This is a genomic window from Parazoarcus communis (assembly GCF_003111665.1).
In the GTDB taxonomy this organism is placed as follows: domain Bacteria; phylum Pseudomonadota; class Gammaproteobacteria; order Burkholderiales; family Rhodocyclaceae; genus Parazoarcus; species Parazoarcus communis_B.
On the sequence record NZ_CP022188.1, the window covers coordinates 4,547,558 to 4,572,678 of the forward strand.

Genomic DNA, 25,121 nt, shown 5'->3' on the forward strand with positions numbered 1-25,121 from the left:
TCACGCTTCAAGCACCCAGGTGTCCTTGGTTCCGCCACCCTGCGACGAGTTCACAACCAGCGAACCTTCGCGCAGCGCAACCCGGGTCAGCCCACCGGGAACCAGCTGAATCTCCTCACCAGACAGGACGAAGGGCCGCAAGTCGATATGACGCGGTGCAATCCCCGACTCGACAAAGGTCGGGCAGTTCGACAGTGCAAGAGTGGGCTGGGCAATGTAGCGCTCGGGGTGTGCCACCAGCACCTTGCGGAAAGCCTCGATTTCATCCTTTGAGGCTGCCGGCCCCACGAGCATTCCGTAACCACCCGAGCCGTGCACCTCTTTCACCACCAGCTCGGAAAGATGATCGAGCACATAGGCCAGATCCTCCTTCTTGCGGCACATCGAAGTCGGTACGTTGTGCAGGATGGGCTCCTCACCGAGGTAGAAGCGGATCATCTCGGGCACATACGGATAGATCGACTTGTCATCGGCCACGCCACCGCCGATGGCATTGGTCACGGTCACCCCGCCCGCCTGGTAAGCGCCGAGCAGACCGGGAACGCCGAGCACCGAGTCGGACCTGAAGGCCGTCGGGTCGATGAAGTCGTCATCCACGCGGCGATAGATCACATCCACGCGTTGCGGGCCCTGCGTCGTGCGCATGAAGACATGGTCGTCCTTGACGAACATGTCCTGCCCCTCGACCAGTTCGACCCCCATCTGCTGGGCCAGAAACGCGTGCTCGAAATACGCGCTGTTGTAGGCCCCCGGCGTCATGACAACCACCGTCGGGTCGGTTACCCCGGTCGGGGCGACGCTGCGCAGCATGTTGAGCAGCATGTCGGGATAGCGATCGACCGGTGCCACCTTGTAGTGCGAGAACAGACGCGGGAAGAGCCGCATCATCATCTTGCGGTTCTCGAGCATGTAAGAGACGCCCGAAGGCACGCGAAGGTTGTCCTCCAGCACGTAGTACTCGCCAGCGCCGGCGCGCACGAGGTCGACCCCGGCGATATGTGCGTAAATATCACGCGCGACATCCACGCCCTGCATCACCTTCCGATACTGGGCGTTGTTGAGTACCTGCTCGGGCGGAATGTGCCCTGCCTTCAGGATATTCTGGTCGTGGTAAATATCCCCGATGAACATGTTCAGCGCCTTCACGCGCTGCCTGAGGCCCGCCGCGAGGATGGTCCATTCCTCTGCGGGAATGATGCGCGGAATGATGTCGAACGGAATCAGGCGCTCGGTGCCTGCATTCTCCCCATACACAGCAAAGGTGATCCCGTACCGGTGAAACAGAGCATCCGCCTCAGCCCGCTTCTGGGACAAACGCTCCACGGGCATCTCGGACAGCCAGTTGGCATAAGAGGCATAGTGCGGACGAACACGTCCAGCCTCATCGGTCATCTCGTTGTAGAAATTCTTGATGGTCATGACACGAAGCCTGCCTTTCTCGTTGTGATTCCGGACGAGTAAGTAAGAGCGAAAAACGTGCCAGCATAAAAGCAGCATCTAACCCCGCTAAACGGATGTCTGGACTGGTTATTGCACCAACTCAGTGCATTCCGGCGGCGCTGCACCAAAATGTGGTGCATTCCACCTTCAGCAGTTCAGCGCGCACAGATACAGCGCATAAAAAAACCCCGCCGAAGCGGGGTTCTTTGAAGTCAGGAAATCCCGACGATCAGATGCGTTCCCAGATCGTGGTGATGCCCTGGCCGCCACCGATACACATGGTGGCCATACCGTAGCGGCCATTCACGCGGATCAGTTCATGCAGCAGTTTGGTGATGATCACGCCGCCAGTCGCACCAACCGGGTGCCCCAGTGCAATGGCACCGCCGTTGGGGTTCACCTTGGACGTATCGAGTTCCAGACCCTTGTTAACAGCGATCGACTGGGCAGCAAACGCTTCGTTGGATTCGATGACATCCATCTTGTCCAGCGACAGACCTGCACGCTGCAGCGCAATCTTGGAGGCCGGGATCGGGCCCTCACCCATCAGCTCGTTGGGTACGCCGGCAATGGCGTAGGACACCAGGCGTGCAATCGGCTTGTGACCAGCAGCGGCAGCCTTGGCAGCCTCAGCCAGTACCAGGAAGGAAGCCGCATCGTTGATACCCGATGCGTTGCCTGCCGTAACCGAACCATCCTTCTTGAACGCCGGCTTCATCTTGCCCAGCGCTTCCATGGTGGTTGCACGCGGATGCTCGTCGGTATCAAACACGACCGTACCCTTGCGGGTTTCGAACGTGATCGGCACGATCTGGCTCTTGAAACGGCCTTCAGCAATCGCAGCGGCAGCACGATTCTGCGACTCCAGGGCGAATGCGTCCTGATCTTCGCGGCTGATGTCCCACTTGTCGGCCAGATTCTCGGCCGTGATACCCATGTGGCCAACGCCGAACGGGTCGGTCAGCACAGCGACCATCGCGTCGATCGCCTTGGTGTCGCCCATGCGCGCGCCGCTACGCAGCGTCGGCATCAGGTAAGCACCGCGCGACATCACTTCCACGCCGCCGCCAATGGCGAAATCGGCATCGCCCAGCAGAATGGCCTGAGCGGAGTTGACGATTGCCTGTTGAGCCGAGCCGCACAGACGGTTAACCGCGAATGCAACGGATTCCTTGCTCATGCCACCCTGAATCGAAGCAAGGCGGGCAACATAAGCGTAGCGGGAGTCGGTCGGGATGCAATGACCGACAGCAGCAAACGAGACTGCCGCGGGATCGACACCTGCGCGCGCGATTGCTTCCTTGACCACCAGGCCACCCAGCTCGCCCGGCTCGATGTCCTTAAGCGAGCCATTAAAACCACCCACTGCGGAACGAACGGCACTCAGCACTACGACTTCACGATTAGCCATCAATACACCCTCCTCGAAAATTAACCGCCAACCCAGCCTGCAAGACCCAGCAGGGCAAGCATTACCAGACACACGACCAGTGCTCGCCATACGAGCCCGACCGTGCTTTGCATGTAATCGGCGTCGGCTTCGTCTCCCAGCCCCATTTCAGGCCGTTCGACGATCTCTCCCGAAATATGTATGGGCATGCCAAGACGCACACCCAATGCACCGGCGCCGCTTGCAATCAGTATAGCCGAGCACTTATCCGGCCACAGCATTGCCTGCGTGCGCCAGCAGAAAACTGCATCCTCGAAATCCCCGGCCACAGAAAATGACGCAGCGGTAAGACGCGCGGGCATCCAGTCAATCACGGCGAACGCCTGTCGCGCGAAACGACCGAAGCTGCCGAACTCGTTGTCCGTGCGGGAGCCCCATTCGTCGTCGAAGAACCGCGCAAGACGGTACATCAGCGCCCCGCTTGCTCCAGGGAGCAGCACGAACCAGAACGCCACGCCGAAAACGCTACGGTGAGAAGCGATCAGCGCCTGCTCAATCGCAAGCCTGGCGACCTCGCTGGAGCTCGCCTCCTGATACTGGCCGCCACGCCACTCCGACAGCAGCGTGCGCGCACGATCAATCTCGCCCATGCGCAAAGCCAGATGGATGTCGGTGAAGAAATGACTTTCCTGCCTGAAGCCCATGGTGAAGTAGAGCACCACGATGTTGAACAGGAAGGCCAGCACCGGATGCATGTGCCACAACGCGAAGAAGGCGGTTGCACACGCCACCGTCGCCAGCACCACCACCAGTACCCAGGCAATGCGCCCATTGCGGGCCTGCCCATCGTTGAAACGCTCAACCAGCGCCCCCGCGAGCTTGCGCAACGGTCCGACGACGAGTTGCTGCACGGAAAGGGGCCGGACCTGCTCGATCAGCAGGGCAATGATGAGCGAAAGAAGCGTCATGCGAATTCGGTAAAAGGGGAAAAATCGTCGTGAATAATGGTTTGCAGCCAAGATACCACAAACACTGTGCATTCTTCGCACGCGCGCGGGGACGAAACCCGGTAAACCGCGAAACCTCCCGCTACGACCGCTGACAACGGCAACCTCACTTCGACGCCAATCCCGAGCGGGCTCAGGACCGCACCGGATCCACCTCGGTCAGGACACGATAGAGCGACATCAGCATGCCTGCGGTCGCCCCCCAAATGTAGTAATCGCCATACGGCATCGCATGAAAATGCCGCGTGCGCCCCTCGATCTCAAGGCTGTGCCGCAAATGATTTGCCGGATCAAGAAAGTGCGACAGTGGCACCTCGAAAGCTTCCGCCACTTCGAAGGTATCGAGCGTCAGCTCGAACGGCGGATGGACCAGTCCGACCACCGGTGTAACCCGAAAACCGGTGCCGGTGAAGTAGTCAGGCAGCGCACCAATGAGTTCCACCCGCTCGGCACCCAGCCCGATCTCCTCCTGCGTCTCGCGCAGCGCCGTCGCCACCGGCGATGCATCCTCCTTCTCCACCCGCCCGCCGGGAAAGCTGATCTGTCCCGGGTGGTGGTGCAGATGGTCAGTACGCCGTGTCAGCAGGACAGATGCGGCATTGTCCCGCAGCACCAATGGCACCAGCACTGCGGCAGGCATATGCGCATCGCCCCCTGCCATCTCGGGCCAATCGAATCCAGCGGGCAGATCCCGCGCAGCTTTCAGTCGCTGCTTCAACGCTTCAGAATACACATCCCGCACCACTGACTCCTTGACTCCATCCACCTGCCCCGGCAGTCGCTCCTCGACAATCACCGGTCTCATCAATAGCGCTTGCGCAACACAAGCCTGCTTCCCTCTCGCGCCATCTCCATCCGACTGAGAAAACTCATTCCGAGCAAGGCTAGCGGGAGATCGTTCTCAAGCACAGACGCTTCGACGTCGTTCAGCACCAGCGTACCGACCCTGACTGAGTCCAGCCGGACCCGCCACACCTTCCTCAAGCCGGCTGCGGTCTGGGTTGAGCCAACCTCGGCCTTGGTCAGATCGATACCGAGACGACGCGCATCCGATCGTCCGATGGAGACAACTGACGCCCCCGTATCCACCAGAAAGCGGATCGGTCCATTGTTGACCTGTCCATTGACAAAAAAATGCCCCTGACTGTCACCATCCAGGTAGATCTCTGAATTGCCCTCCACTGCAGCGCGTCTGACGACGCGCTCACCCAGCCGTACACTTTCCCGGCGTCCATCAACAATGACCCGGGCAGTCTCGCCGTCGATCGCGACGAGTTGCACCCCCTCCGGCGTGCGCTGTCCAACGGACAAAGTTCGAGGCGGACCACCGTCCACCACCAGCACCGCCTTGTTGCCAAAGATACCTGCGACGGCGACATCAGCAGCGGAAGCGCCTATCGGAAGCACGGCGCTCAGGCTGATCATGAATCTGCTCGACCAGCGATTGATAAGTGACATGGGGCAACTCCAGCGAAGCTGAAACAGTCTCTGCTTATTGCACACTTGGCCTTGTTCGTCGAGTCTGAGACACAGTGAATTTGAGGCTGACAAGGCGGCGAAATCGGTTTCGGGGGCGTCAGTCGTTACCCCAGCGCATGCGCAATCGAAACATTATTGACCGACCGGTCGATCAATTTAACTATCTTTTGATCCAGGTCAAAATCCGCAGAACGAACCTGCCTCATCTTTCACTTCGTGCAGCACACGCTGCCACCAAGACCAAGATGAGGAGACAGGCATGGCACATAACGAGAAGCTGGCAATGACGATGGAGTTTCCGCCGGCGACCGAGCAACCAAACATCTACCCGCTGTCGTGGAACGCCCAGACCGCCAAGATGGAAGAAGTCTGGGATGCGGCACAGCGCGAGAACTGGGACCCCAAGAAGCTGCCGTGGGACACGCTGGACGTCGAGTCCTACACTTGGGAAGAGCGCGAGTCGATTGCGTACTGGTGGACCCTGCTGTCGGTGTTCGACGCCTCTGCCCCCCCGGTGTTTGCCGAAGCCTTCATCAAGACCTATGAGGTGCATGAAGAAGACCCCGTGCGGCGCTGCTTTTTCTCGGTCACCCGCGACGAGCAGAACCACGAGCAGATGTGCGGCCTCGCGATTACCCGCTTTCTCGGCCATCCCGATCCGATCACCTACGAACCGAAAACCGAACTCGGCAAGCGCCTGCAGAAGAATGCGAAGTGGCTGTACTACAACGGCGGCCGCTACTGGACGGGCTACAAGAAGGCTGTGCCCAAGTATTCGCTGGCGGTGCTGTTCTCGTCCTTCCTGATGGGCGAAATCGCCGCGGCGACGATCTTCAAGCAGATGCATGACAACTCGCGCGAACTGGTGTTCAAGGAAGCTTTCCGCAACATCGGCCGTGATGAAGGCCGTCACATGGCGATCTGCATGGCGCTGATGGAGCGCGACTACCCGAAGCTGCCGCCCGAGGACAAGGCACTGGTCACCAAGCAGATCCGCGCTGGCTACCTCTTCCTGTCCGCCGTGCTGTTCGAGCCGCCGATGGAGTTCTGGGACCTGCCCGCCGAGTTCATCGACAACCAGCGTGAGGCCGAGGAGGTCGCCCGCGGCGCCGGTTTTGGCGTACCGAGCTACGAGGCCAAGAAGGAAAACTGGAAGGCTGCGATGCTCAACCTCAAGGGTGTGCTCGATCGGTACGAGATTCCTTTCCCGGCAATCCCTGAAGTCGGCATCTCGGGTCAGGAGATCTCCGACATCGACATGAACGACATCATCCCGGTGTTCTGATCAGGGCGGGCAGGCCTGCCCTGCCCCGCGCCAACGGACCTGCATCCGCACTCGCCGATGCAGGTCCTTCCGGCTGATCGACGCCAGCCAGCGCAGTATCCAACAACAGCGACGACGAAACAGACGCCGTCCGCACCGACCTCAGCGAGACAAGCGATGCAGAAGATCAAACTCCACCCCTCCGGTCGTGAAGTGGACTGCCAGGGCGGTGACACCGTCCTGGCTGCCCTCGAGCGTGCCGGCTATGCGCTGCCGAACAACTGCCGCGCCGGCGCCTGCGGCGAATGCAAGGTCAAGGTAATCTCAGGGCAGTTCGACCAGGGCATGGTGCTGGACATGGCGCTCTCGCAGGAGGAGCGCAAACAGGGCTATGGCCTGATGTGCATGGCCAAGCCGCTATCCCCCGAACTGGTGATCGAATGGGGCACCGAGGACGCCAAGCCAAAACTGTTTCCGCCACGCGAAGATCAGCGCTTCGTGCTGGTCGATCGCATTGCACGCACACCGAACATACTCGAACTCCACCTGCGCCCGGTAGGCCAGGTGATGCGCTACTGGCCGGGGCAATACCTGACCCTCGGCGACGAACGGGCAGGCGCGCCACGACGCTGCTATTCGATTGCGAACGCCCCGCGAACCGACGGCGAAGTGGTGCTGCAGATTACCCGCGTCGAAGACGGCAAGACCAGCCGCTGGGCACATGACGAAATCAAGCTCGGTGACGTGGTGAAGCTCTCCGGCCCTTACGGCACCTTCATCGGCGACCTCTCCGTAGACTCACCGGTGCTCTGTCTGGCCTCGGGTTCGGGCCTGGCGCCGATTCTCGCGCTTGCCGAAGCGGCATTGCGGCGCGGTTACCGCAAGCCGGTCACGCTGATGTTCTCGGCGCGCACCGAGGCAGACCTGTACGACACCGGCCTGATGCAGTTCTGGGAAACGAAACACAGAAATTTCAGCTACAAGCCGAGCCTGACCCGGGAGAAACGCGACGGACGTCTGCACGGGCGACTGCCTGAACTGCTGCCGCAGGCCTTCAAGGACCTTTCGGCGCACAGCGTGTTCGTGGCGGGAAACCCTGAATTCGTGACCGCTTGTGTGGCAGCAGCGAAGGCCCTAGGGGCCCGTGAGGAGATGATCCACACCGAAGGCTACTTCGCCCAGGCACAACCGGAAACGGCACCTGCGAGCCAACTGGTAGGCACCTGGCCCACATGAAAACACCGGATCGTTTCGACGCGCTCGGCGCCGCAACGATCCGGTGACAGACGACTTGAAACAGCGAATCAGTCGCGGAAGTTGCCGTACTGGAGCGGGAAGTCGGTGATCGTCTTCTTGACCAGCGTGATCGCCTCTTGCAGCACATCACGCTTGGCACCCGACACACGAACCTCTTCGCCCTGTATCGCGGCCTGAACCTTGAGCTTGTTGTCCTTGAGCAGCTTGACGATCTTCTTCGCCATTTCCTGCTCGACACCAACCTTGACCTTCACTTCCTGCTTGACCTTGTTACCGGACACCTTCTGCAGGTCGCCATACTCAAGGCAGCGCACATCGACCTTTTTGGAGGTCATCTCGGGCAGCAGGATGTCCTTCATCTGGCTGATCTGAAAGTCGCTGTCGCCGTAGAGGGTCAGCAGCTTGTCGCTCTGCTCGACGCGGGCATCCGTACCCTTGAAGTCGTAACGGTTGGTGATCTTGCGATTGGCAACCTCGACCGCATTCTTCAGCGCGACGAGATCGACTTCGGACATGATGTCAAAAGAAGGCATGGCGCTCCCCTGCGTGCGTGCTCAGCCGTAGTGGCAGATGTAGTGGAAAGGCTCGCCCGCCACTTCGATGTCAAAGCTCGAGTTGGCAGGCACGTTGAAGGATTCGCCCGCAGCGTAGGTCTTCCACTCGGTCTCGCCCTTCATGCGCACGCGCGCGGCACCGCTCACGCCTTCCATGACTTCCGGAGCAGCAGTATTGAACGTCAGCGCAGCCGGCAGGATGACGCCAACGGATTTACCCGTGCCGTCTGCAAACCGCACGCCATGGCTGATGCACTTGCCGTCGAAATAGACGCTGGCCTTGGTAGAGACGGCCACGCCGTCGAGTGTTTCGGTAATGCTCATGAAAAAGTGCTTTCCTATTCGATACCCATGAATTTCTGGATCAGCGCCTTGGCGACGAAGCCGATGAAGCCCAGGCCGAGGGCCAGGAACATCCACACGGTGCCGTACTTGCCGGCCTTCGATTCGCGGGCGAGATTGCCGATGATGAACAACATGTAAATGATCAGCGCAGAAAAACAGACGGTAAGCGAGATCTTCTCGAACTCTGCAATCGTCAGGCCAAATATCAGTACGTCGTTGTCCATCACCGGTGTTCCAAGTATTTCCGCCAGAGGCGCGAACGATCAGCCGCGTTTCGCCTTGGCATTTGCCGCAATTCGCAGGCGCAGCGAATTGAGACGGATGAAGCCTTGCGCATCCTTCTGGTCGTAGGCACCGCGGTCGTCTTCAAAGGTTGCAATCGTCGGATCGAACAGCGAGTCGGACTTCGAGTCGCGCCCGGTCACGATCACATTGCCCTTGTAGAGTTTGATCCGCACCCAGCCATTGACCGTCTGCTGGGTGTTGTCGATCAGCGCCTGCAGCGCGAGGCGCTCGGGGCTCCACCAGTAGCCGTTGTAGATGATGCTGGCGTAGCGCGGCATGAGGTCGTCCTTGAGGTGAGCGACTTCACGGTCGAGCGTGATCGATTCGATGGCGCGGTGAGCCTTGAGCAGGATGGTGCCGCCCGGGGTTTCGTAGCAGCCACGGCTCTTCATGCCAACGTAGCGGTTCTCAACCAGGTCGAGGCGGCCGACGCCATGCTTGCCGCCGAGCTCATTGAGCTTGGCCAGCACTTCATGCGCCTTCAGACGGGTCCCGTTGATGGCGACCACGTCACCCTTCTCGAACTCGAGGTCGACGTACTCGGCTGCGTCCGGTGCGGCTTCGGGCGACACTGTCCACCGCCACATGTCTTCTTCGGCTTCGGCAGCCGGATTCTCGAGGTGGCGACCTTCGAAAGAGATGTGCAACAGGTTGGCGTCCATCGAGTAGGGCGAACCGCCCTGCTTGTGCTTCATCTCGATGGGAATCCCGGCCTTTTCTGCGTAGGCGAGCAGCTTCTCGCGTGACAGCAGGTCCCACTCACGCCACGGTGCGATCACCTTTACGCCCGGCATCAGCGCGTAGTAGCCGAGTTCAAAGCGAACCTGGTCGTTACCCTTGCCGGTTGCGCCATGAGAGACCGCGTCGGCGCCGGTGGCACGTGCAATCTCGATCTGGCGCTTGGCGATCAGCGGACGTGCGATCGAGGTACCGAGCAGGTACTCGCCTTCATACACCGTGTTGCAGCGGAACATCGGGAAGACGAAGTCGCGCACAAACTCTTCACGCAGGTCATCAATGAAGATGTTCTCGGGCTTGATGCCGAACTTGAGCGCCTTCTGGCGCGCCGGCTCGAGTTCTTCGCCCTGACCGAGGTCGGCCGTGAACGTCACCACCTCGCAGTTATAGGTGTCCTGCAGCCACTTCAGAATTACCGAGGTATCCAGTCCGCCGGAATAGGCGAGCACCGCTTTCTTCACATCGCTCATCATCTTGTCCAGTCTGTTGCCGTGGCGTCTTATGGACGCCCGGCGGTTAGCAGCAAATCGCGTTTTTTAGCTTGCGTCCTCGTCCCCGACGCGACCGAGTACGAGAAATTCCATCAATGCCTTCTGCGCATGCAGCCGGTTTTCCGCCTCATCCCACACCACCGACTGTGCGCCATCGATGACTTCGGCCGTAACCTCTTCACCGCGGTGGGCGGGAAGGCAGTGCATGAACACCGCATCAGGCGCCGCCACCGACATCATCTCGGCATCGACACACCAGTCGGCAAAGGCCTTCATGCGCTCTTCGTTCTCGGCCTCGAAGCCCATCGAGGTCCACACGTCAGTCGTCACCAGGTGGGCGCCCTTGCAGGCCTCGAGCGGATCGGTGAACTGCTCGAAGTGGTCGGTGCCATACAGCCCAGCGCGTTCGGGCTCGACTTCGTAGCCCGGCGGCGTTGACACATGCACGTTGAAGCCGAGCACCTCGGCCGCCTGCAGCCAGGTATTGCACATGTTGTTGGAGTCACCCACCCAGGCCACGGTCTTGCCCTTGATGCTGCCGCGGTGCTCGATATAGGTGTAGATGTCGGCGAGGATCTGGCAGGGGTGATATTCGTTGGTCAGCCCGTTGATCAGCGGCACGCGCGAATTCGCGGCGAAGCGCTCGATGATGTCCTGCTCGAACGTGCGGATCATCACCACGTCGCTCATGCGCGAGATCACCTGCGCAGCATCCTCCACCGGCTCGCCACGGCCGAGCTGCGAGTCGCGGGTATTGAGGTAGATCGCAGATCCGCCGAGCTGCTGCATCCCGGCCTCGAAGGACAACCGGGTGCGGGTACTCGCCTTCTCGAAGATCATCACCAGGGTGCGATCGAAAAGCGGATGGTAGGGCTCGTAGTTCTTGAACTTGTCCTTGATCCACTTGGTACGCTTGAAGATATGCGCGTACTCGTCCGCGGACAGGTCGTTGAACTGAAGATAGTGTCGGGGTGAACTCATGGGCAGTCTGCCTTTGCCGTCACTGCGACAAAAAGTCTTTGATCAGCGGCGCCAGCGCATCCACCAGCGCTGTGGCGTCGTCGCTGCTGAAAATCAGCGCCGGCAGCAGGCGTACAACGCGCTCTGCCGTCACGTTGATGAGCAGTCCGGCGTCGAGGCCGCGCTTCACCAGGTCGCCACAGGGGCGGTCGAGCTCGATACCGATCATCAGGCCGCGGCCACGGATCTCTACCACGCCGTCCACGCCCTTGAGCGCGCGCGCCAGCCCGCTGCGGATCGCATCGCCAACCGTGACCGCGTTTTCCATCAGCTTGTCGTCGACGATGGCGTCCATGGTGGCCAGTGCTGCCGCGCAGGCCAGCGGATTGCCGCCAAAAGTCGAGCCATGATTGCCCGGCTTGAACAGCCCGGCTGCCTTGCCGGCCGTCAGACATGCACCGATGGGCACGCCCGAACCGAGCCCTTTGGCGAGCGTCATCACGTCAGGGCGCACGCCGGCATGTTGCCAGCCGAACCAGTTGCCGGTGCGTCCCAGGCCGCACTGTACTTCGTCGCAGATCATCAGCCAGCCGTGTTCATCACACAGGGCACGCAATTCGCGCTGGAAGTCGTCATCAGCAATATGGATACCGCCCTCGCCCTGGATCATTTCCAGCATGACCGCAACGACACTGCCGTTGTGTGCAGCGACGTTACGCAGCGACGCGATGTCTTTGTAGGGCACCCGGACGAAACCCGACACCAGCGGCTCGAAGCCTGCCTGCGCCTTGCGGTTGCCGGTTGCGGAAAGCGTCGCCATCGTGCGTCCGTGAAAAGCGTTTTCCATGACCACGATCGTGGGCAGTTCAACGCCTTTCTGGTGACCATACATCCGCGCCAGCTTGATCGCAGCCTCGTTGGCCTCGCAGCCGGAGTTACAGAAGAAGACTTCTTCCATGCCCGAAGCGTCGGCAAGACGATCGGAAAGACGATCCTGCAAGGGAATGCCGTACAGGTTGGAGGTATGCAGCACGCGCGACGCCTGCTGGGAGATTGCACGCACGAGGCGCGGGTGGTTGTGCCCGAGCGTCGAAACCGCAATACCAGAGAGCGCGTCAAGATAGCGCTTGCCCGTTTCGTCGTGGAGCCAGACGCCGTCGCCGTGAGTGAATGCCACCGGCAATCTGGCGTAGGTGTTCATGACATGGGACATGGAAAACCCCGATCAGGATGGACCAAAAACGCGCACGGCGGCTGACGCCGCCGTACAGGAAGTGAGCATGGATGTTAAGCCAAAACAGGGGCAAATGTACATACAACGCCCGATACAGCACGATGCTGCAGCACATCACGCACCCCGAATTCTGCTAGAATCCGGCCGGTTTCTTGCAGCGGCTGGCAACCCCGGCCCTGTACCACTCCCCCGACATGGCATGACACATGAACCAGAAGATCGAGAGCTTCGTCATCATCGGGGTCACAAGGGAAGGAAAAACATTCCGCCCCAGCGACTGGGCGGACCGGCTGTGCGGAATCATGTCGGCCTTCGGTGCCGACCACCGCATGATGTATTCCCCCTATGTGCGCCCCGGCTGCACCCTCAAGGGCCAGAAGACCGTGATGGTCGACGCCCGCCTTTACGACATCGAACCCCTTGCCTACAAGTTCATGGTGAATTTCGCCAACGACAATGAACTGCAGATGGAACCGATCAGCGACGACCAGCTGTAAGCAAAGGCACCAAGGCGTTCTCCCGGGGCACGTTCCGGGCACCAGGGCAAACTGCCCTTCAAACAATAATCCTGAAGCAAAAAAAACGGCGACATCACGGTCGCCGTTTTTGTTTGCGGCAAAAAGCCGCAGATCGATGCTTGAAGATCAGGCAGCCATTGCCTTCACGGCAGCGGACAGACGGCTCTTGTGACGAGCAGCCTTGTTCTTGTGAATGATCTTTTTGTCAGCGATGCTGTCAATCGTGCTCATCGAAGTGCTGAAGACAGACTGAGCGGCAGTCTTGTCACCACCCACAACAGCCTTGCGCACGGCCTTGATCGCAGTACGCAGACGCGAACGCAGGCTGGCGTTATGGGCGCGGGCCTTGGTCGCCTGACGTGCGCGCTTGCGAGCTTGTGCCGAGTTGGCCATATTTATAATTCCTGTGAGATTCGTGGTTCTAAGAAGCCCGCGATCTTAACCAATAAGATCGCCGGACGCAAGCAACATTCTTGGATAATGTGCCGCACGTGTGCCCGGGCCGGCTATCATGCCGCCTTTACCGACGGCCTCATTTCCGCATGAATCTCCTGCGCGCCCTTGCCACCGTCAGTGGCATGACACTGCTGTCCCGCATTCTCGGCTTCGTTCGCGACTTTGTCATTGCGCGGGCATTCGGCGCCGGCATGGCGACTGATGCCTTCTTCGTCGCCTTCCGTCTGCCCAACCTGCTGCGAAGGATGTTTGCCGAAGGCGCTTTCTCACAGGCCTTCGTTCCGATTCTCGCCGAATACAAGAACAAGCAGGGCGAAGCGGTCACCCGCCACCTCGTCGACCGGGTCGCCACCCTGCTCGGCCTCACCGTCGCCGCGGTTGCCCTGCTCGGCATCCTGGGTGCGCCACTGATCATTCAGGTGTCCGCACCCGGGTTCTCCGCAGATGCGGATAAGTTTGCCCTTACCGTCGAACTGACCCGGATCACCTTCCCCTACATCCTGTTCATGTCGCTGGTCGCGCTCGCCGGCGGCATTCTCAACACCTGGAGCCGGTTTGCAATCCCGGCCTTCACGCCAGTGCTGCTCAACCTGTCCTTCATCGGCATGGCACTCTTCGCCGCCCCGTATTTCGATCCACCGGTACTGGCGCTGGCCTGGGCCGTCTTTCTGGGTGGCATCCTGCAGCTTGCGCTGCAGATCAGGCCGCTGGCCAGAATCGGCATGCTGCCCCGCTTCAACATCGACTACTCCGACCCCGGCGTGCGCCGCATCCTGAAGCTCATGGCCCCGGCGATCCTCGGCGTTTCGGTCAGCCAGATCTCGCTGCTGATCAACACCATCTTCGCGTCCTTCCTGGAAAGCGGCAGCGTGTCCTGGCTCTATTACGCGGATCGCCTGATGGAGTTTCCCGCTGGGCTGCTCGGCGTTGCCCTGGGCACCATCCTCCTGCCCAGCCTCGCAAAGCTGCATGCCGACGCCAACCCCGAAGCCTTTTCGTCACTGCTCGACTGGGGGCTGCGGCTGACACTGATGCTGACCCTGCCCGCCGCACTCGGCCTGGCGATGCTGTCGGTGCCGCTGATTACCACCCTGTTTCATTACGGGGCCTTCGCAAGCAACGACGTCATGCAGACACGCGAGGCGCTGCTCGCCTACAGCATCGGCCTCACCGGCATGATCCTGGTAAAGGTGCTTGCCCCCGGGTTCTACGCTCGCCAGGACATCCGCACCCCGGTCAAGATTGCCCTGGTCACGCTGCTTGCCACCCAGCTGATGAACCTCGCCTTCATCGTCCCCCTGCGCCATGCCGGGCTTGCCCTCGCCATCGGCCTGGCTGCCTGCCTGAATGCGGGGCTGCTCTATCGCGGCCTGCGTCAGCGCGGCATCTATGTTCCGCAGCCCGGCTGGGCGCGCTTCTGGCTCAAGCTCCTTGTCGCGCTGGCCGCCATGGCCGGTGTGCTCTGGTTTGGCGTCAGCGCCGATGCAGTCTGGATCGAACGCAGCGGACTGGCACGTGTCAGCTGGCTGGCCGGGGCCGTGGTCGCCGGGGCGGTCACATACTTCGGGGCGCTGTTTGCGCTGGGCTTTCGTCCGCGCGACTTTCGCCGCCGGGCGGCAAGCTGACGGACTCAAACAGCCACACGCAAACTGAGGCCCACACACCTCCAGCGCGACATCGTCACGCATTTCGGGTGATCAGCACGTCGCTCAGCCGCTAGAATCGAATGATTCATCACCCGCAAGGAGGCCCGACATGAAACTGACCAGCCAGAGCCTGACCGACGGCGCACGCATCGCCGGCGAATTTGCTTTCTGCATTCCGGCGACCGAAGGCCATGTGCAACTCAGCCAGAACCTGAACCCCCAGTTGAGCTGGTCCGACGTACCGACTGGCACCCGCTCTTTCGCCCTCATCTGCCACGATCCTGATGTACCCAGCAGCGGAGAGGACGTCAACCAGGAGGGGCGAAGCGTTCCGGCCAGCCTGCCACGGGTCGATTTCTTTCACTGGATCCTGGTGGACATCCCGGCGGATCTGCGCGAAATCGCGCAAGGCAGCTTCTCGAGCGGCGTCACACCCGGCGGCAAGCCCGGCCCGGACGCCGCGCTCGGAACGCGCCAAGGCGTCAATAACTACACGGAGTGGTTTGCGGGCGACGAGTCGATGCGCGGCAACTACCATGGCTACGACGGCCCCTGCCCGCCGTGGAACGACGAGTTGATGCACCGGTACGTATTTACGCTGTTCGCGCTCGATGTCGATCGCTGCCCGATCGAAGGTCGATTCACCGGCCCCGAGGTACGAGCGGCGATTTCCGGACACGTGCTCGCGCAAGCCAGCATCACCGGCACCTACACATTGAACCCGTCCGTCAGCGACTGATTACAGGCCAGCGGCCATTCCTTCCCGACGAGGATCGGCCGCGCCGGCCCAGCCTTTCCCGCTGCGCAACACCAGGCTGGTCCCGCTGGTGAGTTCGCGCACCACGGTTTCGTGGCCGAACAGGGCGAGTCGCGCAGCAAGCGCCTCGCCATCGGGCCGGCGCTCAACTTCGGTCGCTCCATTGCGACTGGCTGCATGCGGGCGGGCAAGCACTGCATCGGGCGCCATCCCCCAGTCGATCAGACCGGTGATCGCAGCCGCCACATAATTGATGATTGCGCTGCCACCCGGCGAACCGAGCACCGCATACAGGCGTCCATCTGGCGCGAACACCAGCGTCGGCGCCATCGAACTGCGCGGGCGCTTGCCCGGCCCCACCCTGTTGGGGTGCAGGCCACGCGCATCCCGTGGCGCAAAGGAGAAGTCGGTCAGCTGATTATTGAGCAGCATGCCCCGCACCATGCGCCGACTGCCAAACGCATCCTCGATCGACGCCGTCATCGACACCGCGTTGCCATCGGCATCGACGATCGAGACATGCGTCGTCGACGGGCGCTCGGGCGTCGCTGCCGGCACCGGCACATGCGCGGAGGACGGATTGCCCGGCTGCGCACGACCAAGACTGCTGTCGAGCGAGATCAGTGCGGCACGCTGCGCCAGATAGCCAGGTTCGAGCAGCCTCGCGGGCGCAAGCGGCATCGACACCGGATCGCCGTACCAGGCATCGCGATCGGCGAAAGCAAGCCGCCCGGCCTCGGCAAACAGGTGGGTGGCAAATGCGCTTTCCGGATCGATCTCCGCCAGGGGAAAACGCGCCAGCATGCCGAGCATGGCCAGCACGCTTGCACCGCCCGAGCTTGGGGGCGGCATGCCGCACACCCGCCAGCCGCGGTAGGGACCGCACACGGCTTCGCGCCCGACCACACGGTAGGCTGCGAAATCCTCGATCGACAAGGTGCCCGGGTTTTCACCCGCACCCACCGCTGCAACGATGTCGGCAGCAATTGCCCCCCGATAGAATGCCTCGCCGCCCTCCTTTGCCAGCAGGCGCATGACATCGGCCAGCGCCGGGTTGCGCAAACGCGCACCGATCGCCAGCGGCGCACCATTGCCATCGAAAAACAGCGCCTTCGCCGCGCCATCGGCCGCGAGGAAGCGGTCTTTTGCAATCAGCGCATGAAGGCGGGGCGACACGGCAAAGCCCTCGTCCGCCAGACGAATGGCAGGCCCGAAAAGCTGTGCCCACGGCAGGCGCCCATGCTGCCGATGCACCTCGGCGAGGAGCAGCGGCAGCCCGGGAACGCCGACAGCACGCCCGCCCACCGCAGCAGCGTGAAACTGCATGGGCTTGCCGGCTGAATCCAGGAACAGGGCGTCGTCGACCGCAGCCGGCGCAGTCTCACGCCCATCCCAGGCCACCATCCTCTTCTGCGCGGCATCGAAATGAAGCAGAAAACCACCGCCACCAAGACCCGAGGACTGTGGCTCGACCACATTCAGGACCAGCGCCGCGGCGATTGCGGCATCCGCGGCAGAACCACCCACGCGGAGCATGCCCAGTGCCGCTTCGGTCGCATGAGGATTTGCCGTCACCACCATTGCATGCGGCGCATGTACCGCCGGACGCGGCTCATAGCCGGTCGCCGCCTCGGGCTGTGCCGGCGTCTGCGCGCCAAGCGGCAAAGGGGCGGCGAACAGGCTCACCATGCCGATGCAAATACTGCGTTTGCAGATCACGATCATGGCAAAACCTCCGGCGTGAATGCAGTGGGAATTCAGCCAGCGTAAGGCGGCAACTGGCGGGGAAGCAAGGACTGGTCGATCACGTAATGCGCAGGCAAGCCATCGATGCAGGGGACAGACAGCTCGCCACAGATGAGCGGCTGAATATAGCGCCGCCCGGCATCGTTGAGCCCCATACCGTCAGCAGCGATGAAGTCGGCAGGTAGTTTGCGTTCAAGATTGGCGATTCCGGCCGCATCCACCGGGACCACATCCCAGGTGTAAGGCCCGTCGGACAATCGGCGAATCGCGGCGGTCACTCCGTCACGCCCCTCAAGCACGTAGCCAACCGCTGCACGACCAACCGCCATGGCCTGCGCATGGTCGGTTGCCGAAATCCAGTGACCTGCCGCACGCTGAAGATAATCCGGCACGGAGAAATGCTGCTTGTAACCCAGCCGCTCGTGCACCAGATGTGCAATGGCCTCGCCCGCCCCGCCGAGCTGGACATAGCCTTTTGCATCCCGGTCCTGCTTCATCAGCACACCACCATCGGCACCTCGCAAGCCTTCGGCCACGGTCACCGCGCAATAGCCCAGCCGCTCAACCACGGCCTGCACGCGGGCGAGGAAGGCGGCCTCGTCAAACGCAACTTCCGGGAAGAGCACGATGTGGGGAGCCTCGTCGGGCGTGCGCGCAGCCAGCGCCGTAGCTGCTGCCAGCCAGCCGACATTGCGCCCCATCACTTCCATTACGAAGACCCGGCCCTTGCGCCCGGTCATCGAGGCCACATCGCGTCCGGCCTCGCGCATCGAGGTCGCCAGGTATTTGGCCGCCGAACCGTAGCCGGGGCAGCAGTCGCTACCCTCGATATCGTTGTCTACCGTCTTCGGCACGCCCACACAGACCAGCGGAAACGAGCGCCGGCGCGCCGCTCCCGAGAGCCTGCCGATGAGGTCCATCGAGCCGTTTCCGCCGTTGTACAACACCGCGCCGATGTCATGGGCAGCAAGCACGGCAAACAGCCGGTCGTAGAGCGCGGGCTGTTCGTCCTCCGGAGGCAGATCGAAACGACACGAACCGAAGGCGCCGCCGGGTGTGTGGGCCAGCGCAACGGTATCGACACCGGCAGTGTCGTAAATGTCTTCGGCCAGCAGGCCGAGAATGCCGTGACGCGCCGCCAGCACCTTGCCGATCCGGCCGGGATGCTCTCGCGCAGCATCAATCACCCCGGCAGCACTGGCATTGATGACGGCGGTCACGCCACCGGACTGGGCATAAAGCAGGTTCATGGACGGCGTTTCCGAAGAAAATGGGAGCATGAAAACAAACGCGGCCGGCACCGCAAAACGGCACCGACCGCGCTGGATACGGCAGAGACTGCTTACTTCAGGGCGTCAAAGGCGCGGGCAGTGATTTCCTCGACAGCACCCAGACCCAGGATCTTGCGCACCTTCGGGCCGTTCGCGGCACCTGAGGCAGCCCAGTCGCTGTAGTAAGCGACGAGCGGCTTGGTTTGCGCATGGTACACATCGAGACGCTTCTTCACCGTCTCTTCCTTGTCGTCGTCGCGCTGAACCAGATCTTCACCGGTCACGTCGTCCTTGCCCTCGACCTTGGGCGGGTTGTACTTGACGTGGTAGGTGCGGCCCGACGGCAGGTGGGCACGACGACCGCTCATGCGCTCAACGATTTCGCTGTCGGGAACGTCGATCTCGAGCACGAAGTCGATCGGCACGCCGGCATCCTTCATCGCGTCGGCCTGCGGAATGGTGCGCGGGAAACCGTCGAACATGTAGCCGGACTTGCAGTCATCCTGCTGCAGGCGATCCTTGACCAGACCGATGATGATGTCGTCGGACACGAGACCGCCGGCATCCATCACCTTCTTGGCCTCGATACCCAGCGGCGTTCCCGCCTTCACGGCAGCACGCAGCATGTCGCCCGTGGAGATCTGCGGAATGCCGAACTTCTCCTTGATGAAGTTGGCTTGCGTTCCCTTGCCGGCGCCCGGCGGTCCCAGAAGAATCAGTCGCATACACCCTCCCCGAAAAATGCGTCCGCCATCCGGCGGCATGGTCTTATTGGTTCAAGGCCGAAACTTAACCGACAAGTCCCGACCGGTCAAACACGATCGCGAATCCCTCAACCTGCGGAGAACACCGCCCGTACCCGGATCAGATCTTCGAGCGTATCCACGCCGGCCGCTGGTGCGGCGTCCAGGCGCAGCACCCGGATCGGGAATCCGTGCCACAGCGCGCGCAGCTGCTCCAGCGCTTCCCAGTGTTCCACCGGCGCAGGCGTAAGCGATGCATAGCGCTTGAGAAATCCGACCCGGTAAGCATAGAGCCCGACATGGCGCAGCACCGGCAACTCGGGCGGCAGCGCCTGGCGCGTGTCCGCCCAGGCATCGCGTGCCCACGGAATGGGCGCACGTGAAAAATACATCGCACGCTCACGCGCGTCGCACACCACCTTGACCACGTTCGGGTTGAACATCTCGTCAGCAGCATGGATCGGGTGCGCAGCGGTGGCAATCGCGGCATCGGCATCGTCGGCGAGGGCGCTCGCGACCGCAGCGATCAGTGCCGGGTCGATCAGAGGCTCATCGCCCTGCACGTTGACCACGATGTCGTCGTCAGCCCATCCGAGCGCAGTCGCCACCTCGGCCAGCCGGTCTGTACCGCTCGGGTGGTCGGCGCGCGTCATCTGCACCTTGCCCCCGGCCGCAAGCACCGCGTCGCGCACGCCTTCATGGTCGGTTGCGATCCAGACCTCGCTTGCGCCCGCTGCACTCGCACGCTCCAGCACCCGCACCACCATCGGTTTGCCGGCGATGTCCGCCAGCGGCTTGCCCGGCAGACGGGTGGACGCGTGGCGCGCCGGCACCACGACTCGAAATGCAGTTCTCATCGGCCGTCTCAGCGCAGGGCGTCGACGTCTTCAGCGCTCATGACGCGCGCTTCTTCCTCGAGCATCACCGGGATGCCGTCGCGAATCGGGAAAGCGAGTCGATCACCCTTGCACACCAGTTCCTGGCTGCTCTTCAGGTAATCAAGCGGCCCCTTGCAGATCGGACAAACGAGAATTTCAAGCAGTCTGGCGTCCATTGTTCAGCTTCTCCAGGATGCGTTCGGCAGCACCCGAACCAATTGAGGCCTGCACCGGGAACTCCCAGGCATTGTCAGGCGCGAAAGGGGCGCATTTTACCGCATCCTTGCTCGTCATCAGCTTTGCTTCGTCGGGCGCGAAATCGAGATCGGCCGCGCTGAAGCGATGATGATCGGGAAAGGGGTGCTCAACCACGTCGAGGCCCATCGCACGCAACTGATCGAAAAAGCGTTCCGGGCGCCCAATGCCGGCCAGTGCATGCACGCGCTGCCCTTGAAATGCCGAGGCCTCGCAGGTGTCGTCCGGGCGGCGCAGCGAACGGAAACTGGCACCTTCGAGCGTCATGGAGACCACTGTGACGCCGCCAATCGCCGCACTGACGGGCGAGGAAAGCGCGCCGTGGGCAATCACCAGATCGACGCTACGCAAGCGACCGAGCGGCTCACGCAAGGGGCCGGCCGGCAGCAGACGACAATTGCCCAGCGTTGCCTGATCGACCACCGCGATCTCGACATCCCGCGCCAGCCGGTAATGCTGCATGCCGTCGTCGGACACGATGAGGTCGCATTCCGGGTGCGCTGCGAGCAGGGCCTGCGCCGCAGCCGGGCGATCCCGACCGATTGCGACCGGACAGCGGGTCAGCCTGGCCAGCAGCACCGGTTCGTCACCACACAGGCTCGGGTCGCTGTCCGCGCTCACCAGGCCGATGCCCTCGACCGTACCGCCATAACCGCGCGACACGATGCCAGGAGACCATCCGGCCGCGCGCAACTGCCTGACCAGCCAGTCGACCGTGGGCGTCTTGCCGCTGCCGCCGACTGCGATATTGCCGACCACGATCACCGGCACCGGCAGGCGCACCGCGCGCAGCACGCGCACCCGGTACAGGGCACGTCGCAGTGACGCCAGCAGGCCGAACAGCAGGGACAAGGGAGACAGCAGCAGCGCCCGTCCTGAACGCTGCTGCCAGAAGGCCGGCGCCCGGGCTGCCATCGATGCCGCCTCAGCGCGGAGGCGTCTGGATGGCGAAAGTGATGTGGGCCAGACCGGCGCGCTGCGCAGCCTGCATCACATCGACCACACTCTGGTGGGCGGCCTTGGCATCGGCATTGATCACCACTACCGGTTCCTTCTGTCCGCCCGGCCGGGCCTTGCCCAATGCCTCTGCAATCGCCTCGATGCCCTTGCCGGCGACCGGAATGCGATTGACGATGACATCACCCGCCGCGGTCACGGCGACGACGATCTCGTTGCTGACCGCTTCGCCACCGGCAGATTCTGCGGTCGGAAGATTGATCTCAAGGCCGCTGGTCTGGGTGAAGGTCGTGGTCAGCATCAGGAAGATGATGATGACCAGCACCACGTCGATCAACGGGATGAGGTTGATCTCGGGTTCCTCATGACGAACGGCACGACGAAAATTCATGGTCGGTGCTCAGCCACGGCGCTCGCCATGGGCGACTTCAACCAGCTTGATCGCCTGCTGCTCCATATCCACCACGAAGTCGTCGATCAGACGGCGGAAGTGGCGCCAGAAGATGGTCGCGGGAATGGCAATGATGAGGCCCAGGCCGGTGGTGTACAGCGCAATCGAAATGCCCTTGGCCAGTTGTGCCGGATTGGCGCCATTGACACCCTGCGAGGCAAAGATGTCGATCATGCCAACGATGGTCCCGAACAGGCCGAGAAGGGGGCTGATCGCGGCAATCGTGCCCAGCGTGGTGAGGAAGCGCTCAAGATCGTGCACCACGGCCCGGCCGGACTCCTCGATCGACTCCTTCATGATCACCCGGGTACTCGTCACATTGCGCAGGCCCGCCGCCAGCACACGGCCGAGTGGAGAATGGGCGGCAACGCGGCTCACCATTTCTGGCGAGCTGCCGTGCTGACGCAGATCGGCAATGACGTTGTCAAGCAGGCCGGCGGGCACGACGCGCGCCCGGCGCAGGCTGACCGAACGTTCGATGATCAACGCGACGGCAATCACCGACGCAAACAACAAGGGCCACATGGGCCAGCCGGCGGCCTGAATGATCGCGAACACGCGTATCAACCTCGAATCAGCAAAAGCGGAACTCTAGCCTTGCAGCGCATGCAGGGCAAGCCGGCTCGCAGCCCAAGCAATCCACAGAAGCTGTGGATAAGTTTGTGGGGCATTTCTGAATCCTGCCCGCAATCCCGGTAACGGCGCGGCTTGTCTTACTCCGATGAAAATTTGTGCAACATATTTTATCAACAAAAACAATGACTTAAAAATAAGCCTTTGTTTCATCAAGGACTTGCATGACGGCGCTTGAAGTACTTGACAGGCTGTGGATTCCGCTACAATCCCGCCTCCGGAAACCGACCCTCCCGCCCGCATGCCCGCAGAAATCCCAGCAGCACAGGTACTTGGCGTCTCGGCGCTTAACCGTCTTGCGCGTGAAACACTGGAAGCCGGCATCCCCTTGCTCTGGGTTGGCGGAGAGGTTTCCAATCTGACCCGGGCCAGCTCGGGCCACATCTACTTCACCCTCAAGGACGCGCAGGCGCAGGTGCGGTGCGCAATGTGGCGCAACCGGGCGCAGCTGCTGGCGTTCCGCCCGGAAAACGGCATGAAGGTCGAAGCCCGGGCACTGGTCACGCTCTACGAGGCGCGCGGGGACTACCAGCTCAACGTCGAAGCCCTGCGTCCGGCGGGCATCGGCAACCTGTTCGAAGCCTTCAACCGGCTCAAGGAAAAACTGTCAGCCGAGGGGCTGTTCGACCCCGAACGACGTCGCCCCCTGCCGCGTTTTCCACGCGGCATCGGCATTGTCACCTCGCCCGCCGCCGCCGCCCTGCGCGACGTCATCGCGACCTTGCAGCGGCGTTGTCCGCAATTGCCGCTGGTGCTCTATCCGGCACCAGTGCAGGGCGCTGACGCCCCCGCCCGGCTGCTCGAATCGCTGCAGCAGGCTGGCCGACGGGCCGGGTCCGACGGCATCGACCTCATCCTGCTGGTACGTGGCGGCGGCAGCATCGAAGATCTGTGGGCCTTCAACGACGAGGCCCTGGCGCGCGCGATCCGGGCCTGCCCGGTGCCTGTTGTCAGCGGCGTCGGCCATGAAACCGACTTCACCATTGCCGACTTTGCCGCCGACCTGCGCGCTGCCACCCCGACCGGTGCCGCGGAGCTCGCCAGCGCCGGCTATCACGCCGCGCGCAGCGAATGCCAGGCACTCGAGATGCGTCTGACACGCACCATGCAGCGCAGGCTGGAAACCCTCGGACAGCAGCTGGACCGCTGCGCCCTGCGCCTGGTGCACCCGCGCGAGCGCCTGCGCCGGGCAGCAGAAACCATGAACGGGCTGCGACAGGGCCTGCAGCGCGCCATGCGCACCCAGCTGGAACGCAGCGCCCATCGTCAGGCCCAGTTCGCGGTCAGGCTGCAGAACCGGCGCCCGGATCCTGCCCGCTCGAAGCAACAGGTCGATCAACTCGGCGACCGGCTACGACGAGCCGCCCGCAGCAGGCTTGACGCGCACAGGCATGGCATCGCCGCGCTCGCCGCCCACCTCCAGCATCTGGCGCCCGAGGCGGTGCTGGCCCGGGGCTACAGCATCACCCGCGATGCGGCCGGCAACATCCTGCGCTCGGCCACGACGGCCGGCATTGGCGACACGATTCATGTGCAACTGGCTGAGGGCGAACTGAGCGGGAAGATTACCGGCAAGCGCTGATCTGCCGGCGCGCACACCTTGCCGGCCAGTTTCCATGCCCCACGGATAGGCTTATGATCATGGCCCTCAGGATTGTCACTTCAGACCAATCCCGACTAGAATGGTCAGGCTTTGAATCATCGGCATTCCTCATTGACTGACCGATTGACGCTTCGACAATACCGACTGGAGAACTCGATGGAACATACTCTTCCCGCTCTGCCCTATGCCAAGGACGCCCTGGCTCCGCATATCTCTGCTGAAACCCTGGAGTTTCACTACGGCAAGCACCATCAGGCCTATGTCACCAACCTGAACAACCTGATCAAGGGTACCGAGTTCGAGAACCTCGACCTCGAAGCCATCGTCAAGAAGGCACCCGCCGGCGGCATCTACAACAACTCGGCCCAGGTCTGGAACCACACCTTCTTCTGGAACAGCATGAAGCCGAACGGCGGCGGCGAGCCGAGTGGCGCGCTGGCCGACGCGATCAAGGCCAAGTGGGGTTCCTTCGACGACTTCAAGAAGGCCTTCACCGCTTCGGCCGTGGGCAACTTCGGTTCGGGCTGGACCTGGCTGGTCAAGAAGGCTGACGGCGCAGTGGATATCGTCAACATGGGCGCCGCTGGCACCCCGCTGACCACCGGCGACAAGGCACTGCTCTGTATCGACGTGTGGGAACACGCCTACTACATCGACTACCGCAACCGTCGTCCGGACTTCGTGGCCACCTTCCTCGACAAGCTGGCCAACTGGGAATTCGCAGCGAAGAACTTCGCCTGATTCCTGCCGTCCCGCTCCCTTC

The 25,121-nt window shown here is 62.2% G+C and carries 27 protein-coding genes; 7 read left to right on the forward strand and 20 right to left on the reverse strand.

Going from position 1 to position 25,121, the window contains the following annotated elements:
• The 5 genes from CEW87_RS20690 to CEW87_RS20710 all read right to left on the reverse strand — a co-directional run bounded on the left by CEW87_RS20690 (position 1) and on the right by CEW87_RS20710 (position 5,295).
• The gene (locus CEW87_RS20690) at positions 1-1,419 is read right to left on the reverse strand and encodes a circularly permuted type 2 ATP-grasp protein (RefSeq protein ID WP_108976051.1); all 1,419 of its coding nucleotides are present in this window, start codon (positions 1,417-1,419) and stop codon (positions 1-3) included.
• Positions 1,420-1,669: 250 nt separating this feature from the next.
• Positions 1,670-2,851, reverse strand: a complete 1,182-nt coding sequence (locus CEW87_RS20695; protein ID WP_108976053.1) for an acetyl-CoA C-acyltransferase family protein — start codon at positions 2,849-2,851, stop codon at positions 1,670-1,672.
• A 20-nt stretch (positions 2,852-2,871) separates the two neighbouring features.
• Positions 2,872-3,798: a CobD/CbiB family protein gene (locus tag CEW87_RS20700; RefSeq protein WP_108976055.1), complete on the reverse strand. Its 927-nt coding sequence runs from the start codon at positions 3,796-3,798 to the stop codon at positions 2,872-2,874.
• A 172-nt stretch (positions 3,799-3,970) separates the two neighbouring features.
• Positions 3,971-4,498 (reverse strand): CoA pyrophosphatase, encoded by a 528-nt coding sequence (locus CEW87_RS20705; protein ID WP_199917242.1) that lies wholly within the window; start codon positions 4,496-4,498, stop codon positions 3,971-3,973.
• 143 nt (positions 4,499-4,641) lie between these two features.
• Positions 4,642-5,295 carry a retropepsin-like aspartic protease family protein gene (locus CEW87_RS20710; protein ID WP_199917079.1) on the reverse strand — a complete coding sequence of 218 codons (654 nt, stop codon included), beginning with the start codon at positions 5,293-5,295 and terminating at the stop codon, positions 4,642-4,644.
• A gap of 280 nt (positions 5,296-5,575) precedes the next feature.
• Between CEW87_RS20710 and CEW87_RS20715 the strand changes: the two genes are divergently transcribed.
• Together CEW87_RS20715 and CEW87_RS20720 are read left to right on the forward strand one after the other, a co-directional pair.
• Positions 5,576-6,601: a diiron oxygenase gene (locus CEW87_RS20715; RefSeq protein WP_108976059.1), complete on the forward strand. Its 1,026-nt coding sequence runs from the start codon at positions 5,576-5,578 to the stop codon at positions 6,599-6,601.
• Positions 6,602-6,757: 156 nt separating this feature from the next.
• Positions 6,758-7,816 carry a 2Fe-2S iron-sulfur cluster-binding protein gene (locus CEW87_RS20720; RefSeq protein ID WP_108976061.1) on the forward strand — a complete coding sequence of 353 codons (1,059 nt, stop codon included), beginning with the start codon at positions 6,758-6,760 and terminating at the stop codon, positions 7,814-7,816.
• Between the two features lie 68 nt (positions 7,817-7,884).
• Here the strand turns inward: CEW87_RS20720 and CEW87_RS20725 are convergent, their stop codons facing one another.
• From CEW87_RS20725 to CEW87_RS20750, 6 genes are all read right to left on the reverse strand, one after another.
• Positions 7,885-8,370, reverse strand: coding sequence for a YajQ family cyclic di-GMP-binding protein (locus CEW87_RS20725; protein WP_108976063.1), 486 nt, complete (start codon positions 8,368-8,370; stop codon positions 7,885-7,887).
• Between the two features lie 21 nt (positions 8,371-8,391).
• A complete protein-coding gene (locus CEW87_RS20730; RefSeq protein WP_108976065.1) occupies positions 8,392-8,715 on the reverse strand; it encodes a pyrimidine/purine nucleoside phosphorylase in 324 nt (107 codons plus the stop codon).
• A 14-nt stretch (positions 8,716-8,729) separates the two neighbouring features.
• Entirely contained in the window at positions 8,730-8,960 is a 231-nt protein-coding gene (locus CEW87_RS20735; protein WP_108976067.1) for a DUF2788 domain-containing protein, read from the reverse strand.
• Between the two features lie 39 nt (positions 8,961-8,999).
• Positions 9,000-10,229, reverse strand: a complete 1,230-nt coding sequence (locus tag CEW87_RS20740; protein WP_108976069.1) for an argininosuccinate synthase — start codon at positions 10,227-10,229, stop codon at positions 9,000-9,002.
• A gap of 66 nt (positions 10,230-10,295) precedes the next feature.
• Positions 10,296-11,231: an ornithine carbamoyltransferase gene (argF, locus tag CEW87_RS20745; RefSeq protein WP_108976071.1), complete on the reverse strand. Its 936-nt coding sequence runs from the start codon at positions 11,229-11,231 to the stop codon at positions 10,296-10,298.
• A 19-nt stretch (positions 11,232-11,250) separates the two neighbouring features.
• Positions 11,251-12,423: an aspartate aminotransferase family protein gene (locus tag CEW87_RS20750; protein ID WP_108976073.1), complete on the reverse strand. Its 1,173-nt coding sequence runs from the start codon at positions 12,421-12,423 to the stop codon at positions 11,251-11,253.
• A gap of 227 nt (positions 12,424-12,650) precedes the next feature.
• Here CEW87_RS20750 and CEW87_RS20755 point away from each other — a divergent pair, with 227 nt between their 5' ends.
• Positions 12,651-12,941, forward strand: a complete 291-nt coding sequence (locus CEW87_RS20755; RefSeq protein ID WP_108948877.1) for a DUF3579 domain-containing protein — start codon at positions 12,651-12,653, stop codon at positions 12,939-12,941.
• Between the two features lie 147 nt (positions 12,942-13,088).
• On the opposite strand, the gene rpsT is transcribed toward CEW87_RS20755, so the two are convergent.
• Positions 13,089-13,355, reverse strand: a complete 267-nt coding sequence (gene rpsT / locus CEW87_RS20760; RefSeq protein ID WP_108976075.1) for a 30S ribosomal protein S20 — start codon at positions 13,353-13,355, stop codon at positions 13,089-13,091.
• A 149-nt stretch (positions 13,356-13,504) separates the two neighbouring features.
• On the opposite strand from rpsT, the gene murJ reads away from it, so the two are divergent.
• On the forward strand, positions 13,505-15,043 hold the full coding sequence (murJ, locus tag CEW87_RS20765; RefSeq protein WP_108976077.1) for a murein biosynthesis integral membrane protein MurJ: 1,539 nt from the start codon (positions 13,505-13,507) through the stop codon (positions 15,041-15,043).
• Positions 15,044-15,173: 130 nt separating this feature from the next.
• On the forward strand, positions 15,174-15,803 hold the full coding sequence (locus tag CEW87_RS20770) for a YbhB/YbcL family Raf kinase inhibitor-like protein (RefSeq protein WP_108976079.1): 630 nt from the start codon (positions 15,174-15,176) through the stop codon (positions 15,801-15,803).
• On the opposite strand, the gene ggt is transcribed toward CEW87_RS20770, so the two are convergent.
• From ggt to CEW87_RS20810, 8 genes are all read right to left on the reverse strand, one after another.
• Positions 15,804-17,546 carry a gamma-glutamyltransferase gene (gene ggt, locus CEW87_RS20775; RefSeq protein WP_234421601.1) on the reverse strand — a complete coding sequence of 581 codons (1,743 nt, stop codon included), beginning with the start codon at positions 17,544-17,546 and terminating at the stop codon, positions 15,804-15,806.
• Between the two features lie 32 nt (positions 17,547-17,578).
• Entirely contained in the window at positions 17,579-18,817 is a 1,239-nt protein-coding gene (locus CEW87_RS20780; RefSeq protein ID WP_108976081.1) for a 6-phosphofructokinase, read from the reverse strand.
• Positions 18,818-18,909: 92 nt separating this feature from the next.
• The gene (gene adk / locus CEW87_RS20785) at positions 18,910-19,563 is read right to left on the reverse strand and encodes an adenylate kinase (protein ID WP_108976083.1); all 654 of its coding nucleotides are present in this window, start codon (positions 19,561-19,563) and stop codon (positions 18,910-18,912) included.
• 107 nt (positions 19,564-19,670) lie between these two features.
• Positions 19,671-20,438 carry a 3-deoxy-manno-octulosonate cytidylyltransferase gene (gene kdsB, locus CEW87_RS20790; RefSeq protein ID WP_108976084.1) on the reverse strand — a complete coding sequence of 256 codons (768 nt, stop codon included), beginning with the start codon at positions 20,436-20,438 and terminating at the stop codon, positions 19,671-19,673.
• Positions 20,439-20,446: 8 nt separating this feature from the next.
• Positions 20,447-20,635 (reverse strand): Trm112 family protein, encoded by a 189-nt coding sequence (locus tag CEW87_RS20795; protein WP_108948884.1) that lies wholly within the window; start codon positions 20,633-20,635, stop codon positions 20,447-20,449.
• Complete coding sequence (gene lpxK, locus CEW87_RS20800) at positions 20,616-21,629, reverse strand: tetraacyldisaccharide 4'-kinase (RefSeq protein WP_108976086.1); 1,014 nt, start codon at positions 21,627-21,629, stop codon at positions 20,616-20,618. Before lpxK ends, CEW87_RS20795 begins: the two co-directional genes overlap by 20 nt.
• A 10-nt stretch (positions 21,630-21,639) precedes the next feature.
• On the reverse strand, positions 21,640-22,062 hold the full coding sequence (locus CEW87_RS20805) for an ExbD/TolR family protein (RefSeq protein ID WP_108976088.1): 423 nt from the start codon (positions 22,060-22,062) through the stop codon (positions 21,640-21,642).
• A 9-nt stretch (positions 22,063-22,071) separates the two neighbouring features.
• Positions 22,072-22,680 (reverse strand): MotA/TolQ/ExbB proton channel family protein, encoded by a 609-nt coding sequence (locus tag CEW87_RS20810; RefSeq protein WP_108948887.1) that lies wholly within the window; start codon positions 22,678-22,680, stop codon positions 22,072-22,074.
• 316 nt (positions 22,681-22,996) lie between these two features.
• On the opposite strand from CEW87_RS20810, the gene xseA reads away from it, so the two are divergent.
• Both xseA and CEW87_RS20820 read left to right on the forward strand, forming a co-directional pair.
• On the forward strand, positions 22,997-24,337 hold the full coding sequence (gene xseA / locus CEW87_RS20815; protein ID WP_108976090.1) for an exodeoxyribonuclease VII large subunit: 1,341 nt from the start codon (positions 22,997-22,999) through the stop codon (positions 24,335-24,337).
• A gap of 177 nt (positions 24,338-24,514) precedes the next feature.
• The gene (locus tag CEW87_RS20820) at positions 24,515-25,099 is read left to right on the forward strand and encodes a superoxide dismutase (protein WP_108976092.1); all 585 of its coding nucleotides are present in this window, start codon (positions 24,515-24,517) and stop codon (positions 25,097-25,099) included.
• Positions 25,100-25,121 lie beyond the last annotated feature (22 nt).